Genomic DNA, 17636 nt, shown 5'->3' with positions numbered 1-17636 from the left:
TTCATTCTACTTGGTTAAGTCCTCGACTGATTAGTATTAGTCCGCTTCACGTATCACTACGCTTCCACTTCTAACCTATCTACCTGATCATCTTTCAGGAGTCTTACTTCCATATAGGAATGGGAAATCTCATCTTGAGGCGAGTTTCACACTTAGATGCTTTCAGCGTTTATCTCATCCATACATAGCTACTCAGCAATGCGCCTGGCGGCGCAACTGATACACCAGCGGTATGTCCATCCCGGTCCTCTCGTACTAGGGACAGCTCCTCTCAAATTTCCTGCGCCCGCGACGGATAGGGACCGAACTGTCTCACGACGTTCTGAACCCAGCTCGCGTACCGCTTTAATGGGCGAACAGCCCAACCCTTGGGACCAACTACAGCCCCAGGATGCGATGAGCCGACATCGAGGTGCCAAACCTCCCCGTCGATGTGAACTCTTGGGGGAGATAAGCCTGTTATCCCCAGGGTAGCTTTTATCCGTTGAGCGATGGCCCTTCCATTTGGTACCACCGGATCACTAAGTCCGACTTTCGTCCCTGCTCGACCTGTATGTCTCGCAGTCAAGCTTGCTTTTGCCTTTACACTTTTGGAATGATTTCCAACCATTCTAAGCAAACCTTTGAGCGCCTCCGTTACTATTTAGGAGGCGACCGCCCCAGTCAAACTGCCAACCAGACACTGTCTCCGCGCACGATCAGTGCGCAGGGTTAGAGTGTTCACATAACAAGGGTAGTATCCCACTGACGCCTCCACCGAGACTAGCGTCCCGGCTTCTATGGCTCCTACCTATCCTGTACAAGTTATGTAAACACCCAATATCAAGCTACAGTAAAGCTCCATGGGGTCTTTCCGTCCTGTCGCGGGTAACCTGCTTCTTCACAGGTATCTTAATTTCACCGAGTCTATCGTTGAGACAGTACTCAAATCGTTACGCCTTTCGTGCGGGTCGGAACTTACCCGACAAGGAATTTCGCTACCTTAGGACCGTTATAGTTACGGCCGCCGTTTACTGGGGCTTCATTTCGGTGCTTCGCCGAAGCTAACACTTCCACTTAACCTTCCAGCACCGGGCAGGCGTCAGCCCATATACTTCATCTTACGATTTTGCATAAACCTGTGTTTTTGATAAACAGTCGTTTGAGTCTTTTCACTGCGGCTGGCCGTGAGGCCAGCACCCCTTCTTCCGAAGTTACGGGGTCATTTTGCCGAGTTCCTTAACGATAGTTCTCTCGCTCACCTGAGGATACTCTCCTCGACTACCTGTGTCGGTTTGCGGTACGGGTAATTAATTACTAACTAGAAGCTTTTCTCGGCAGTGTGACGTCAGATCCTTCTCTACTTAAATTTCGATCCTCATCATCGCTTGTCAACTCGCTTAAAAGCATTTAACTCTTAAACTGACTTACGATTTAAACACACCTTTCCATTCGTGTGCTAATCTTAGCCTACTGCGTCCCTCCATCGTTCAAACATAATTAACTAGTACAGGAATCTCAACCTGTTATCCATCGCCTACGCTTCTCAGCCTCGGCTTAGGTCCCGACTAACCCTGGGTGGACGAGCCTTCCCCAGGAAACCTTAGTCATTCGGTGGATCAGATTCTCACTGATCTTTCGCTACTCATACCGGCATTCTCACTTCTAAGCGCTCCAGCAGTCCTTACGGTCTACCTTCATTGCCCTTAGAACGCTCTCCTATCACGCAACGTAGTTGCGTCCGCAGTCTCGGTAATATGCTTAGCCCCGGTAAATTTTCGGCGCAGAATCACTCGACTAGTGAGCTATTACGCACTCTTTAAATGGTGGCTGCTTCTGAGCCAACATCCTAGTTGTCTATGCAACTCCACTTCCTTTTCCACTTAGCATATATTTAGGGACCTTAACTGGCGGTCTGGGCTGTTCCCCTTTCGACGATGGATCTTATCACTCATCGTCTGACTCCCGGACATAAATCAATGGTATTCGGAGTTTATCTGAACTCAGTAATCCTAGATGGACCCCTTGCTCAAACAGTGGCTCTACCTCCATGATTCTAATTCCGAGGCTAGCCCTAAAGCTATTTCGGAGAGAACCAGCTATCTCCAAGTTCGTTTGGAATTTCACCGCTACCCACACCTCATCCCAGCACTTTTCAACGTACACGGGTTCGGACCTCCGGTGCGTATTACCGCACTTTCATCCTGGACATGGGTAGATCACCTGGTTTCGGGTCTACGGCAACATACTATGGCGCCCTATTAAGACTCGCTTTCGCTACGGCTCCGCTTTTTCGGCTTAACCTTGCATGCAACTGTAACTCGCCGGTTCATTCTACAAGAGGCACGCCATCACCCATTAACGGGCTCTGACTGCTTGTAGGCACATGGTTTCAGGAACTATTTCACTCCCCTTCCGGGGTGCTTTTCACCTTTCCCTCACGGTACTGGTTCACTATCGGTCACTAGGGAGTATTTAGCCTTGGGAGATGGTCCTCCCAGATTCCGACGACGTTTCACGTGTGTCGCCGTACTCAGGATCCTGAACTGAGGGTATTTGATTTCATTTACGAGACTATCACTCTCTTTGGTGTAGTTTCCCAACTACTTCAACTATCAAATACTTTTGTAACTCAAATGTTCAGTCCTACAACCCCGAACCACAAGGGTTCGGTTTGGGCTATTCCCCGTTCGCTCGCCGCTACTTAGGGAATCGAAATTTCTTTATATTCCTGTGGGTACTTAGATGTTTCAGTTCCCCACGTCTGCCTCTGCATAGCTATGTATTCACTATGCAGTGACCAGTCATAACACTGGTCGAGTTTCCTCATTCGGAAATCTCCGGATCAAAGCTTACGTACAGCTCCCCGAAGCTTATCGCAGTTAGTTGCGTCCTTCATCGGCTCCTAGTACCAAGGCATTCACCATGCGCCCTTATTAACTTAACCTATAATCCGACGGATTATAAATTATTTGAGTTTCAGCGATTAAAACTAATTAAAAAACTCAAAAATAACACAATGGTTATTTCTCGGTTCAATTATATAAAAATATAATTATTACAGAAAATAATATTATCTAGTTTTCAAAGAACAAAATTAAGAGAGTAGATACTCTCAAAACTGAGCAAGATTTTGATTAATGTAAGGTTCCGAATTATTCCTTAGAAAGGAGGTGATCCAGCCGCAGGTTCTCCTACGGCTACCTTGTTACGACTTCACCCTAATCATCTGTCCCACCTTAGGCGGCGGACTCCTAAAAGGTTATCCAACCGACTTTGGGTGTTACAAACTCTCATGGTGTGACGGGCGGTGTGTACAAGACCCGGGAACGTATTCACCGTGGCATGCTGATCCACGATTACTAGCGATTCCAACTTCATGCAGTCGAGTTGCAGACTGCAATCCGAACTGAGAACGACTTTAAGAGATTAGCTTGACCTCGCGGTTTCGCAACTCGTTGTATCGTCCATTGTAGCACGTGTGTAGCCCAGGACATAAGGGGCATGATGATTTGACGTCGTCCCCACCTTCCTCCGGTTTATCACCGGCAGTCTCTCTAGAGTGCCCAACTTAATGCTGGCAACTAAAGACAAGGGTTGCGCTCGTTGCGGGACTTAACCCAACATCTCACGACACGAGCTGACGACAACCATGCACCACCTGTCATTCTGTCCCCGAAGGGAACCTCTAATCTCTTAGAGTGGCAGAAGATGTCAAGTCCTGGTAAGGTTCTTCGCGTAGCATCGAATTAAACCACATGCTCCACCGCTTGTGCGGGTCCCCGTCAATTCCTTTGAGTTTCAACCTTGCGGTCGTACTCCCCAGGCGGAATGCTTAATGCGTTAGCTGCGGCACTGAAAGGCGGAAACCTTCCAACACCTAGCATTCATCGTTTACGGCATGGACTACCAGGGTATCTAATCCTGTTTGCTACCCATGCTTTCGAGCCTCAGCGTCAGTTACAGACCAGATAGCCGCCTTCGCCACTGGTGTTCCTTCATATATCTACGCATTTCACCGCTACACATGAAGTTCCACTATCCTTTTCTGCACTCAAGTTTATCAGTTTCCGATGCACTTCTCCGGTTAAGCCGAAGGCTTTCACATCAGACTTAATAAACCGCCTGCGCTCCCTTTACGCCCAATAAATCCGGACAACGTTTGCCACCTACGTATTACCGCGGCTGCTGGCACGTAGTTAGCCGTGACTTTCTGGTTAGATACCGTCACACTGTGAGCAGTTACTCTCACAGCCGTTCTTCTCTAACAACAGAGTTTTACGAGCCGAAACCCTTCTTCACTCACGCGGCGTTGCTCCATCAGACTTTCGTCCATTGTGGAAGATTCCCTACTGCTGCCTCCCGTAGGAGTATGGGCCGTGTCTCAGTCCCATTGTGGCAGATTACCCTCTCAGGTCTGCTACGTATCATTGCCTTGGTGAGCTATTATCTCACCAACTAGCTAATACGCCGCGGGTCCATCCAAAAGCACTAGCACCAAGGCCAGCTTTCAAACAAGAACCATGTGGTTCTTGTTGTTATACGGTATTAGCATCTGTTTCCAGGTGTTATCCCCTTCTTCTGGGCAGGTTACCCACGTGTTACTCACCAGTTCGCCACTCAGTCGGATCCAAAATCAGTTTGGTGCAAGCACCAAACTTCAAATGGGCGACTTCGTTCGACTTGCATGTATTAGGCACGCCGCCAACGTTCGTCCTGAGCCAGGATCAAACTCTCATTTTAGAAATGAGAACTTTACTAGCTCTTATTTATTTATTTGTTTTTGCAAATTGACATTGAATTTGTTTAATTTCTAAACCAAGTTTAAAAATTATCCTTACACTTTATTGTAATCAAAATCTTGTTCAGTTTTCAAAGATCTACTCAAGCACTATTTTCAGTGCATATAATATATTACTCGGATTAGTTGACTATGTCAACTCTTTTGAATAATATAATTAAAAAAGTTTTTTAGGTTAAGAGTGACTTCGTCCCTCTTAACATTTATAACTATAAACCATTGGTCAGGAAAGGTCAAGGGTTCTGTACAAAAAAGTTTATTTTAATAATCAAATAAAAAGACACTCATTAAAATCTTTCAAAAATTATGAGTGTCTTTATTTATATTTTTAAACTTTTATTTATCAAAAATGTTTTCTAACGGGAGTAATTTATCAATTAAACGACGATGGGCTTGTCCTAAATCATTCATCTTATCATCAACATGACGATTTTTGTCCATTCCGCGTTCTTTATCATCTTTGGGTTCTTCAACGTGTTCATCACGTAAAGCATTAGTTTGTTCTTCATTATCAATTAACTTTTCTACAATATCCAATCGCTCTTCATAGTTAGCTAAATGCTTAGCATCAAACTTAGAAGAATTTTCTTTTTCAAATTTTTCTTGATCTTTGATTAACTTTTTAAGTTCTTTTTTCTTTGAATGTGCATCCATAATTAAAAATCTCCTCATCTATTTACATTAATCTTACTATAAAAATCCATCAGATTATAGTTTTTACGTATTTATTCTAAAAGCAATTATCAAAAAAACATAATGCTATTACAATATTAATTTTTACGAACGTACTCAAAGTATCCAAAATGATTTAACTTAATTAAATTTTTAAAATACTAATAAACTCTCTTTACTAACAAAGCTGAAAATTATCGTTGTAAATCTATCTATAATTTACCCCACTAAAAAAAGGCCTCAAATGAGACCCTTTTATTAAAAAAAGTTTAGTCATCTAAATCTTTTAAAACTTTTTCATAGTCTTTAACGAAGTGATTGTAACTTTCTTCATCGTATTTATCGATTTTACCAACTTCATGAAGGGTACGTTTGATTTCATGAAGAGCACGGTGTTCTTCAAACCAAGCACGAACTTTGTGACCTTCAGTTGTATCGGTACTATCCTTTGCTACTGCTTCATCAAGTTTATTGATAATCTCAGCAATTTTAGCAACTGCCTTTTCTTCTTTAGCTTGTTCTGTCATAATTAATTCCTCCTTTTGTAATTACTATATTCTATCACCATATAACTATAAATTCATCCATTCTTGCATTAAAAATTAAATGATTTGAAAAATCTTAATTTTCGTTAGAACTAGTTAATATTATCTTAATTAGAATCGTGGGAGATTTAACAAACTTTGTCCATTCAAAAGCTGATTATGCTTAGTTTTAATATAAGGTGCCTTATTTTGCGGATAATAGTCTTCAATAACTGCTTTAATTTTATCCCGACTAACAAAATAATAAGGTATATCAGAATTAATATATCTAACCACCAAATCAACAGGTTCAATGGTTCCATCATTAAGTAATACATCTGTGATATTTCGCTCTTTATTTGACTCATTATCTTTTAAGTGAATACCAACTATTTCATATGAAGCCAAACAAATCACCTCTTTATAATTAAGTATAGCAGTAAAAGCGACTAATATCCCATCCTTAATCTTACAAATGAAGCAAAAAAAGATTACTAACTGTTACCAGTCAGTAATCTTATTCTCTAATTACATTTTAACTTCGACATCTGATTTACCATTTTTAATTAAATCAGCATTAGCAGTCATTGAAATTTCAACCATGTTTTTAACGGCTTCTTTAGTATAAAAAGCGATATGAGGAGTAATTAAAACATTATCCCGTTTCATCAAATTCTTAAGTCGAGCATCTGGAATTTTATCAAAACTACCAAAGTCAACATTAAAAATTCCGACTTCATCTTCATAAACGTCAAGAGCAGCACCAGCGATTTTTCCGCTATCAAGCCCCCGAATTAAAGCATCAGTATCAATTAAAGATCCCCGAGCACAATTAATAATTCTAATTCCAGGCTTCATTTGAGCAATTGTATCATCATTAATCATATGATCGTTTTCTTTTAAAGCAGGAGCATGCAATGTTAAAATATCTGATTTAGCATACAATTCAGCTGGTGTATCAACATAAATTCCTTCTTTTTGTAATTCAGGATTAGGATATGGATCATAAGCAATAACCTTAGCACCAAAGCCTTGAACAATCTTAACTACTTGGCGACCAATTCGACCAGTTGCATAAACTCCAACGGTTTGTTGATTCATTTCCTCAGCAATTTCAGGAGCCCACGTTAAATTACCATGGCGACCCTTGTCTTCATATTTTTTGGTATTTCTTAGCAAACGCATCATTTCAGTCACTGAAAGTTCAGCAATTGCTGCTGGAGAGTAAGCTGGAACGTTTGAAATTTTAAGCTGGTTTCGTTTAAGTGCATCAGCATCAACATTATCAACTCCAACATTTCGAAGTGATAAGGCTTTGATTCCAAAACTACCTAACTTATTTAAAACTGAAGCAGTATAAGGCTTTTGTTGATAGGCATCAACCCCATCAAATCCCTTAGCTTTATCAACTGTATTGTCATCTAAAAGTTCTGAAACTATTTTTACTTCAACATCTGGATGAGCTGCTTTCCATTCGTCAAAATAAGGCTTTTCATCTTCACGTACACCATAAGCAATAATTTTCATATTAAATCCTCCCCCTTTGTGATTATTATAACATTGCACACGTGTTACAGATTATAAAAGAACCTTATATTAATTTTACAAGCAAACATAAGCAGTATAAGATAAAGATTATTGAATTTAATTTAGGAGGATATTTTGGAAATCACTTTAATTTTCATTTTGGGAATGTTAGGTGGCTTTTTCCGCTTAAGTATTACCAACTTAATCAATTATCATGTTTTCCCATTGGCTACCTTAATAATAAATCTTGCTGGAGCATTTTTCTTACCTTTATGGAACAACTATCTTGGTAAAAGGTTAAAACTCCCTCTTATAATAATTCGTAGCTTTGGGACCGGTCTAATTGGTTCTTTTACCACTTTTTCTGGAATAATGTTGGATGTTTTTAAATTAATTAAATTCCACCAAATTTTATTTTTAATTATTTATCTTAGTTTTAGTTTAGTCTTAGGAATTACTTTGGCAATTTATGGAAATCAGTTAGCTACTAAATTAGAAAAAAGGACAAAACTTGAATGATAACTTACTTTTTCTTCGTACTAGGAACAGGACTTGGTGCAGTTACTAGATTTAATATCATCAATCTCTTCAATCAATTTCACAAAAAAAATATAGCAACTTTTGCAGTTAACATGCTAGGATGCTTGATTGCAGGTGGATTGTTCTCATTGACACTATCAACTTGGTACATTACTACCATCCTTGGATTTATTGGAGGATTCACAACTTATTCCACTTTTAATAATGAAGTTGCCAATTTATTTTTGAAAAAGCAAAAAAAATTATGCATAATATATATTTTTTTCAGTTATTCAATTGGAGTATTATTATTTTTATTAGGCTATTTAATTATAAAAATACTTATCTTAAATTAATATCCACAAAAAAAGACCTTAGCATATGCTAAAGTCTTTTTCATTTGCGTGGCAACGTCCTATCCTCGCAGGGGGCGATCCCCCAACTACTTTTGGCGTGCTGAAGCTTAACTTCTGTGTTCGGCATGGGAACAGGTGTATCCTTCAGGCTATCGCCACCACACTACTTTTTTGTGAGAACTTCGTTCTCTCAAAACTAGACAATATTATTTTCTTCCGATTAACTTCCATTGAATCTTCATTCTACTTGGTTAAGTCCTCGACTGATTAGTATTAGTCCGCTTCACGTATCACTACGCTTCCACTTCTAACCTATCTACCTGATCATCTTTCAGGAGTCTTACTTCCATATAGGAATGGGAAATCTCATCTTGAGGCGAGTTTCACACTTAGATGCTTTCAGCGTTTATCTCATCCATACATAGCTACTCAGCAATGCGCCTGGCGGCGCAACTGATACACCAGCGGTATGTCCATCCCGGTCCTCTCGTACTAGGGACAGCTCCTCTCAAATTTCCTGCGCCCGCGACGGATAGGGACCGAACTGTCTCACGACGTTCTGAACCCAGCTCGCGTACCGCTTTAATGGGCGAACAGCCCAACCCTTGGGACCAACTACAGCCCCAGGATGCGATGAGCCGACATCGAGGTGCCAAACCTCCCCGTCGATGTGAACTCTTGGGGGAGATAAGCCTGTTATCCCCAGGGTAGCTTTTATCCGTTGAGCGATGGCCCTTCCATTTGGTACCACCGGATCACTAAGTCCGACTTTCGTCCCTGCTCGACCTGTATGTCTCGCAGTCAAGCTTGCTTTTGCCTTTACACTTTTGGAATGATTTCCAACCATTCTAAGCAAACCTTTGAGCGCCTCCGTTACTATTTAGGAGGCGACCGCCCCAGTCAAACTGCCAACCAGACACTGTCTCCGCGCACGATCAGTGCGCAGGGTTAGAGTGTTCACATAACAAGGGTAGTATCCCACTGACGCCTCCACCGAGACTAGCGTCCCGGCTTCTATGGCTCCTACCTATCCTGTACAAGTTATGTAAACACCCAATATCAAGCTACAGTAAAGCTCCATGGGGTCTTTCCGTCCTGTCGCGGGTAACCTGCTTCTTCACAGGTATCTTAATTTCACCGAGTCTATCGTTGAGACAGTACTCAAATCGTTACGCCTTTCGTGCGGGTCGGAACTTACCCGACAAGGAATTTCGCTACCTTAGGACCGTTATAGTTACGGCCGCCGTTTACTGGGGCTTCATTTCGGTGCTTTGCCGAAGCTAACACTTCCACTTAACCTTCCAGCACCGGGCAGGCGTCAGCCCATATACTTCATCTTACGATTTTGCATAAACCTGTGTTTTTGATAAACAGTCGTTTGAGTCTTTTCACTGCGGCTGGCCATGAGGCCAGCACCCCTTCTTCCGAAGTTACGGGGTCATTTTGCCGAGTTCCTTAACGATAGTTCTCTCGCTCACCTGAGGATACTCTCCTCGACTACCTGTGTCGGTTTGCGGTACGGGTAATTAATTACTAACTAGAAGCTTTTCTCGGCAGTGTGACGTCAGATCCTTCTCTACTTAAATTTCGATCCTCATCATCGCTTGTCAACTCGCTTAAAAGCATTTAACTCTTAAACTGACTTACGATTTAAACACACCTTTCCATTCGTGTGCTAATCTTAGCCTACTGCGTCCCTCCATCGTTCAAACATAATTAACTAGTACAGGAATCTCAACCTGTTATCCATCGCCTACGCTTCTCAGCCTCGGCTTAGGTCCCGACTAACCCTGGGTGGACGAGCCTTCCCCAGGAAACCTTAGTCATTCGGTGGATCAGATTCTCACTGATCTTTCGCTACTCATACCGGCATTCTCACTTCTAAGCGCTCCAGCAGTCCTTACGGTCTACCTTCATTGCCCTTAGAACGCTCTCCTATCACGCAACGTAGTTGCGTCCGCAGTCTCGGTAATATGCTTAGCCCCGGTAAATTTTCGGCGCAGAATCACTCGACTAGTGAGCTATTACGCACTCTTTAAATGGTGGCTGCTTCTGAGCCAACATCCTAGTTGTCTATGCAACTCCACTTCCTTTTCCACTTAGCATATATTTAGGGACCTTAACTGGCGGTCTGGGCTGTTCCCCTTTCGACGATGGATCTTATCACTCATCGTCTGACTCCCGGACATAAATCAATGGTATTCGGAGTTTATCTGAACTCAGTAATCCTAGATGGACCCCTTGCTCAAACAGTGGCTCTACCTCCATGATTCTAATTCCGAGGCTAGCCCTAAAGCTATTTCGGAGAGAACCAGCTATCTCCAAGTTCGTTTGGAATTTCACCGCTACCCACACCTCATCCCAGCACTTTTCAACGTACACGGGTTCGGACCTCCGGTGCGTATTACCGCACTTTCATCCTGGACATGGGTAGATCACCTGGTTTCGGGTCTACGGCAACATACTATGGCGCCCTATTAAGACTCGCTTTCGCTACGGCTCCGCTTTTTCGGCTTAACCTTGCATGCAACTGTAACTCGCCGGTTCATTCTACAAGAGGCACGCCATCACCCATTAACGGGCTCTGACTGCTTGTAGGCACATGGTTTCAGGAACTATTTCACTCCCCTTCCGGGGTGCTTTTCACCTTTCCCTCACGGTACTGGTTCACTATCGGTCACTAGGGAGTATTTAGCCTTGGGAGATGGTCCTCCCAGATTCCGACGACGTTTCACGTGTGTCGCCGTACTCAGGATCCTGAACTGAGGGTATTTGATTTCATTTACGAGACTATCACTCTCTTTGGTGTAGTTTCCCAACTACTTCAACTATCAAATACTTTTGTAACTCAAATGTTCAGTCCTACAACCCCGAACCACAAGGGTTCGGTTTGGGCTATTCCCCGTTCGCTCGCCGCTACTTAGGGAATCGAAATTTCTTTATATTCCTGTGGGTACTTAGATGTTTCAGTTCCCCACGTCTGCCTCTGCATAGCTATGTATTCACTATGCAGTGACCAGTCATAACACTGGTCGAGTTTCCTCATTCGGAAATCTCCGGATCAAAGCTTACGTACAGCTCCCCGAAGCTTATCGCAGTTAGTTGCGTCCTTCATCGGCTCCTAGTACCAAGGCATTCACCATGCGCCCTTATTAACTTAACCTATAATCCGACGGATTATAAATTATTTGAGTTTCAGCGATTAAAACTAATTAAAAAACTCAAAAATAACACAATGGTTATTTCTCGGTTCAATTATATAAAAATATAATTATTACAGAAAATAATATTATCTAGTTTTCAAAGAACAAAATTAAGAGAGTAGATACTCTCAAAACTGAGCAAGATTTTGATTAATGTAAGGTTCCGAATTATTCCTTAGAAAGGAGGTGATCCAGCCGCAGGTTCTCCTACGGCTACCTTGTTACGACTTCACCCTAATCATCTGTCCCACCTTAGGCGGCGGACTCCTAAAAGGTTATCCAACCGACTTTGGGTGTTACAAACTCTCATGGTGTGACGGGCGGTGTGTACAAGACCCGGGAACGTATTCACCGTGGCATGCTGATCCACGATTACTAGCGATTCCAACTTCATGCAGTCGAGTTGCAGACTGCAATCCGAACTGAGAACGACTTTAAGAGATTAGCTTGACCTCGCGGTTTCGCAACTCGTTGTATCGTCCATTGTAGCACGTGTGTAGCCCAGGACATAAGGGGCATGATGATTTGACGTCGTCCCCACCTTCCTCCGGTTTATCACCGGCAGTCTCTCTAGAGTGCCCAACTTAATGCTGGCAACTAAAGACAAGGGTTGCGCTCGTTGCGGGACTTAACCCAACATCTCACGACACGAGCTGACGACAACCATGCACCACCTGTCATTCTGTCCCCGAAGGGAACCTCTAATCTCTTAGAGTGGCAGAAGATGTCAAGTCCTGGTAAGGTTCTTCGCGTAGCATCGAATTAAACCACATGCTCCACCGCTTGTGCGGGTCCCCGTCAATTCCTTTGAGTTTCAACCTTGCGGTCGTACTCCCCAGGCGGAATGCTTAATGCGTTAGCTGCGGCACTGAAAGGCGGAAACCTTCCAACACCTAGCATTCATCGTTTACGGCATGGACTACCAGGGTATCTAATCCTGTTTGCTACCCATGCTTTCGAGCCTCAGCGTCAGTTACAGACCAGATAGCCGCCTTCGCCACTGGTGTTCCTTCATATATCTACGCATTTCACCGCTACACATGAAGTTCCACTATCCTTTTCTGCACTCAAGTTTATCAGTTTCCGATGCACTTCTCCGGTTAAGCCGAAGGCTTTCACATCAGACTTAATAAACCGCCTGCGCTCCCTTTACGCCCAATAAATCCGGACAACGTTTGCCACCTACGTATTACCGCGGCTGCTGGCACGTAGTTAGCCGTGACTTTCTGGTTAGATACCGTCACACTGTGAGCAGTTACTCTCACAGCCGTTCTTCTCTAACAACAGAGTTTTACGAGCCGAAACCCTTCTTCACTCACGCGGCGTTGCTCCATCAGACTTTCGTCCATTGTGGAAGATTCCCTACTGCTGCCTCCCGTAGGAGTATGGGCCGTGTCTCAGTCCCATTGTGGCAGATTACCCTCTCAGGTCTGCTACGTATCATTGCCTTGGTGAGCTATTATCTCACCAACTAGCTAATACGCCGCGGGTCCATCCAAAAGCACTAGCACCAAGGCCAGCTTTCAAACAAGAACCATGTGGTTCTTGTTGTTATACGGTATTAGCATCTGTTTCCAGGTGTTATCCCCTTCTTCTGGGCAGGTTACCCACGTGTTACTCACCAGTTCGCCACTCAGTCGGATCCAAAATCAGTTTGGTGCAAGCACCAAACTTCAAATGGGCGACTTCGTTCGACTTGCATGTATTAGGCACGCCGCCAACGTTCGTCCTGAGCCAGGATCAAACTCTCATTTTAGAAATGAGAACTTTACTAGCTCTTATTTATTTATTTGTTTTTGCAAATTGACATTGAATTTGTTTAATTTCTAAACCAAGTTTAAAAATTATCCTTACACTTTATTGTAATCAAAATCTTGTTCAGTTTTCAAAGATCTACTCAAGCACTATTTTCAGTGCATATAATATATTACTCGGATTAGTTGACTATGTCAACTCTTTTGAATAATATAATTAAAAAAGTTTTTTAGGTTAAGAGTGACTTCGTCCCTCTTAACATTTATAACTATAAACCATTGGTCAGGAAAGGTCAAGGGTTTTGTGCAAAAAAGTTTAATTTATTTTCAAACTAAACAAAAAAGTTGATTTCAACTAACGAAATCAACTTTTTCTACTATAGTGATATTAAACTTCTTTTGCAACTGCTTGATTAACTGCTTTCTTTTCTTTTTCAACTAAATCAACTTTACCTTGAATCAATTTGAAATCCATTTTAATTTCTCTTGTTAATCCAGGAGTATTAATCTTTGGATTAAAGAAATCATTAAACTCATTCAATCGTTCTTGAGTATGGAAAACATTTGCAGTAACAGTGATAAACGTTGCAAATTCCATATCGCCACCAACTGTAGCTTCAAGCCAATCCCAGTCATTACGAATCCAATCCCATGCAGCTTGTTGACTTTCTTCATTAGCTAACACGCCTCGATACCAAGCTCGCAAGTCTTGTGGTTTAATCACATCCACATTTTCAAAATCACCAACTAGTGATTTTACTAGTTCAGGATCAGTAACATTTGGAACCGCCATACAGATATCTTGTTTATAACTAGGATCAACCGTTTCATGGTATTCCTTCATCAATTGATCAAATAAAGCTTTACTACTAAAATTTTGCACTTCATTTTTCAAAACCAATCCCCGAACGGAAGCTGGAATTTTAGATAAGTCATCAGCATTATCTTCAAATAATTCGTGGGCTTGAGCAATTGAAACCGCATCATGGGCATATAGTGAAGCATTCAAAATATATGGCCGAACTAATTGATCATCATTTGAATCCGTTGATTTTGGCGTCCAATCTAAACGTTCAACTTGTTTTCGACTCAAGTCACCGAAAAATTCCCGTAATTCTTGTTCTTCGGGGCTACCAGGCAACACAAATTGTTTTAAGGAGTTAGCAATTCGGTAAAGTACTGAAATCACGGCCACCGATTCATCATTAGAAAATTCGACTAATAATGGAACTAGCTCTGCATATGACAAACGTTGTGCCGAAGCCAAAAGCTGTGCATCTTGAAGTAACTGACGCTTACTAATTGGATCTAATTGATCAGCATGATTCAAAATGTCTTTCATTAATTGATCATCATATTGAACAATAAAATGAGAATCATTACCAACATTTAAACGGAAAGGTTCATTATTTTCTGATCGTAGAGCTTCGTAGTTGCCTAAATTAAGCTCTTTATCTTTCATAATTTGCGGAGTTCCATAATTACCATTTAATGGAATTTGCCAGATTCGACCTTTATTATCACCACCACCGATAAAGAATTGTTGTTGATTAAGTACTAATTGCCCCGCATCATTAACGTTAGCAGTTGCAACTGGATATCCAGGTTGATCTAACCACGACTTCATGATTTCACCAACATTAATTCCAGATGCTTTACCTAATGCACTCCATAAATCATTACCCGTTGAATTCCCATATTTATGAGCAGCAAAATAGTTTTTCAACCCCTCACGAAGTGCCTTATCACCAATTAAAGCTCGAACCATAACTAACATCCGGGCACCCTTAGCATAAACAATCGCACCATCAAAAAGCGAATCAATTTCAGCTGGATTATTTACATCAACATGAACTGATTGAACTCCATCAGTTGCATCTCGATTTAACGCAGATGGCACATCAGATCTTTGGAATAATTCCCAAACATTCCATTCAGGATTCAAAGCATCAACTGAAACATATTCCATCATATTGGCAAAACTTTCATTTAGCCAAAGATCGTCCCACCACTTCATAGTTACTAAATCACCAAACCATTGATGAGCAAGTTCATGTGTAACCACCGTGGCAACCAATTCTTTAGTATCTAAAGGAGTATTTTTAGGATCTAACAATAGGTAAGCTTCACGATAAGTAATCAAGCCCCAGTTTTCCATTGCTCCCGCTGAAAAATCAGGAAGTGCTAATTGCCAAGAATGAGGAAGTGGATATGGAGTTTGGTAAAAATCTTCATAAAATTCAATCGCACGCTTTGCAATATCTAAAGCAAAATCTAATTCATCTGCTTTATGCGCTTTGGTTGCAAAAACACCAACTTTAACTCCGCTATCAGTAGTTGTAAGTTTACTTTGTAGATCACCAAAAGCAAACGCTACTAAGTAAGTAGACATTTTAACAGTTGGTTCAAAATAATGAACGCCATTGTCTTCATGATCTTCTGGCATGTTAGCCAAAACCGTTTCTCCTGGTTTTTCATCAAATTTAATTGCTAAACTAAACGTCGCCTTAGCTTCGGGTTCATCAACACAAGGAAAGGCTTGACGTGCAAATGTGGTTTCAAATTGAGTCCCAATAATTTGTTGTTTTTTACCATTCAATTCATAATATGAAGGGTAAATTCCCATCAAAGTATCCGTTAAATCAGTATGGTACTTAATCGTTATCTTTACATTCCCATCATTTGGTAATGTAATACGAACTGCTTCAGCATCATTATCAGTCGTAAATTCAACTAGTTGATCATCCGCTAAAACTTCATCAATCACCAAATACTTCTGATTTACTGCAATTTTAGCTTGAGTTGCAGTCCCAGTAATTGTAGTTTCACCAACGATTGTCTTCTTTTCTCGATTTACATCAACGTAAACATCATAGTGTTCTGGTTGAAAAGTATCATAAAAACGTTCAATTTTAGCCATCGTTCAACCTCTTTTCGAATTGTTACCGTCATTATATAACGGATTCTACTATTAAATTAAGCATTTCGCTTTACTAGTTATCATAACCTAACTTATTGATAGTAAAAATCAAATATTTTCCTAAAAATCATGCTAGAATATAGATTACTTATTAATTTAAAGGAGGTTTGCTATTGGCAAAAGAAACTAAACGTGCCATCTTAATTATTGTTCTCGCTAACTTCATCATTTGTTTAGGTTGGGGACTAATAATTCCAGTGGAACCATTTATTAAACTTGAATATCACTTAACAGCAGGACAGATGGGAATCATGACCTCACTATATGCCTTTGCCCAATTTGTTTTTTCACCAATTGTTGGTAAAATTTCAGATAAATATGGTCGTGCCCCAATTCTAACAACTGGACTACTACTATATATGATTGCAGAATTGCTTTTCGCAATTTCTGGAACTGTCCTGCTATTTAATATTTCTCGAATTATTGGGGGAATTTCTGCTGCAATGGTAGGAACAACTTCCATGGCTATGGCAGCTGATTTATCCAGTAATCGTGATCGCGCTAAAGTAATTGGTTGGATTTCAGCAGCTTTTAGTGGGGGGTTAATCATTGGACCTGGAATTGGTGGCATACTAGCAAACATCAGTTACAAAACTCCTTTTTGGTTTGCAGGTATCTCTGGTTTAATTGCTGCCATAGTTTTTGTAGTAGGACTTCCTCCTCATCTAAAAGTTCAAAATCATAAAAAGTCTTCTACAGAGTTGCCAATTTCGGAACGAAGTTTTAAAACAATCATGAGTAAAGCAGTATTTGTATTATTTGCGATGATTCTAATTTCATCATTCGGATTAGCTGGTTTTGAAAGTATTTATACTTTATATGTCAATCAAGTTTTCCACTTTAACTTAAATGAAATTGCTCTAGTACTAATTTTAAATGGAGTCTTCTCATTAATTTTGCAAGTTATTTTGTTTGATAAAATGGTAGATCTCTTTAGTGAAATCGGTTTAACTCGAATTTGTTTCATAATTGGCTCATTAAGTACTGTTTGGATTTTAATTGCCCATACCCAATTAGAAGTAATCATTGCAACTTTACTTATTTTTTGCTCATTCGATGTTTTACGACCATCAATTACAACCATGTTAACTAGATTTGGAAAAAACAATCAGGGATTGATAAATGGAATTAACATGTCACTAACAAGTATTGGTAACATCATTGGTCCAATTTTTGCTGGTGGATTAATGGATATCAATCCACATATTCCTTACATTATTGTTGCAATTATCTTAGGAATATCTGCTCTAATTACCTTTGTCGTAAGCCACGAAATGAAAATCAATCAAAATATTAAAACAAACTAAAAAGCAGATCCCAA

At 40.9% G+C, this 17636-nt stretch carries 8 protein-coding genes and 5 rRNA genes; 3 read left to right on the top strand and 10 right to left on the bottom strand.

What is annotated here, in order from left to right; translation table 11 throughout:
- Window positions 1-10: 10 nt before the first annotated feature.
- The 6 genes from AC0GLY_RS00200 to AC0GLY_RS00175 all read right to left on the bottom strand — a co-directional run bounded on the left by AC0GLY_RS00200 (window position 11) and on the right by AC0GLY_RS00175 (window position 7503).
- Window positions 11-2926 (bottom strand): 23S ribosomal RNA (locus AC0GLY_RS00200).
- A 219-nt stretch (window positions 2927-3145) separates the two neighbouring features.
- A 16S ribosomal RNA gene (locus AC0GLY_RS00195) occupies window positions 3146-4722 on the bottom strand.
- Together the 16S and 23S rRNA genes form the textbook arrangement of a ribosomal RNA operon.
- Before the next feature lie 394 nt (window positions 4723-5116).
- Entirely contained in the window at window positions 5117-5434 is a 318-nt protein-coding gene (locus AC0GLY_RS00190) for a hypothetical protein (RefSeq protein ID WP_496611567.1), read from the bottom strand.
- A gap of 287 nt (window positions 5435-5721) precedes the next feature.
- Window positions 5722-5979 carry a hypothetical protein gene (locus tag AC0GLY_RS00185; protein WP_496611566.1) on the bottom strand — a complete coding sequence of 86 codons (258 nt, stop codon included), beginning with the start codon at window positions 5977-5979 and terminating at the stop codon, window positions 5722-5724.
- A gap of 129 nt (window positions 5980-6108) precedes the next feature.
- A complete protein-coding gene (locus AC0GLY_RS00180) occupies window positions 6109-6384 on the bottom strand; it encodes a DUF3892 domain-containing protein (RefSeq protein WP_496611565.1) in 276 nt (91 codons plus the stop codon).
- Window positions 6385-6504: 120 nt separating this feature from the next.
- Window positions 6505-7503 (bottom strand): D-2-hydroxyacid dehydrogenase, encoded by a 999-nt coding sequence (locus AC0GLY_RS00175; protein WP_496611564.1) that lies wholly within the window; start codon window positions 7501-7503, stop codon window positions 6505-6507.
- Window positions 7504-7638: 135 nt separating this feature from the next.
- Here AC0GLY_RS00175 and AC0GLY_RS00170 point away from each other — a divergent pair, with 135 nt between their 5' ends.
- A complete protein-coding gene (locus AC0GLY_RS00170; protein WP_496611563.1) occupies window positions 7639-8022 on the top strand; it encodes a fluoride efflux transporter FluC in 384 nt (127 codons plus the stop codon).
- Window positions 8019-8378, top strand: a complete 360-nt coding sequence (locus AC0GLY_RS00165; protein ID WP_496611562.1) for a fluoride efflux transporter FluC — start codon at window positions 8019-8021, stop codon at window positions 8376-8378. Before AC0GLY_RS00170 ends, AC0GLY_RS00165 begins: the two co-directional genes overlap by 4 nt.
- A gap of 46 nt (window positions 8379-8424) precedes the next feature.
- Here the strand turns inward: AC0GLY_RS00165 and rrf are convergent.
- The 4 genes from rrf to AC0GLY_RS00145 form a co-directional block, all read right to left on the bottom strand.
- Window positions 8425-8541 (bottom strand): 5S ribosomal RNA (rrf, locus tag AC0GLY_RS00160).
- An 84-nt stretch (window positions 8542-8625) separates the two neighbouring features.
- Window positions 8626-11541 (bottom strand): 23S ribosomal RNA (locus AC0GLY_RS00155).
- A gap of 219 nt (window positions 11542-11760) precedes the next feature.
- Window positions 11761-13337 (bottom strand): 16S ribosomal RNA (locus tag AC0GLY_RS00150).
- Between the two features lie 386 nt (window positions 13338-13723).
- Window positions 13724-16255, bottom strand: coding sequence for a M1 family metallopeptidase (locus AC0GLY_RS00145; RefSeq protein WP_496611561.1), 2532 nt, complete (start codon window positions 16253-16255; stop codon window positions 13724-13726).
- 173 nt (window positions 16256-16428) lie between these two features.
- On the opposite strand from AC0GLY_RS00145, the gene AC0GLY_RS00140 reads away from it, so the two are divergent.
- Window positions 16429-17622 carry an MFS transporter gene (locus AC0GLY_RS00140; protein WP_496611560.1) on the top strand — a complete coding sequence of 398 codons (1194 nt, stop codon included), beginning with the start codon at window positions 16429-16431 and terminating at the stop codon, window positions 17620-17622.
- The last annotated feature ends 14 nt before the right edge of the window (window positions 17623-17636 follow it).

It is taken from the genome of Fructilactobacillus sp. YLN 2507, assembly GCF_059614085.1.
This window is presented reverse-complemented; position numbering and strand designations above follow the sequence as displayed.

Bases quoted from the DNA above. Each gene is read 5' to 3' on its own strand.
- AC0GLY_RS00190 (WP_496611567.1), bottom strand. From the start codon at position 5,434: ATGGATGCACATTCAAAGAAAAAAGAACTTAAAAAGTTAATCAAAGAT.
- AC0GLY_RS00185 (WP_496611566.1), bottom strand. From the start codon at position 5,979: ATGACAGAACAAGCTAAAGAAGAAAAGGCAGTTGCTAAAATTGCTGAG.
- AC0GLY_RS00175 (WP_496611564.1), bottom strand. From the start codon at position 7,503: ATGAAAATTATTGCTTATGGTGTACGTGAAGATGAAAAGCCTTATTTT.
- AC0GLY_RS00165 (WP_496611562.1), top strand. From the start codon at position 8,019: ATGATAACTTACTTTTTCTTCGTACTAGGAACAGGACTTGGTGCAGTT.
- AC0GLY_RS00145 (WP_496611561.1), bottom strand. From the start codon at position 16,255: ATGGCTAAAATTGAACGTTTTTATGATACTTTTCAACCAGAACACTAT.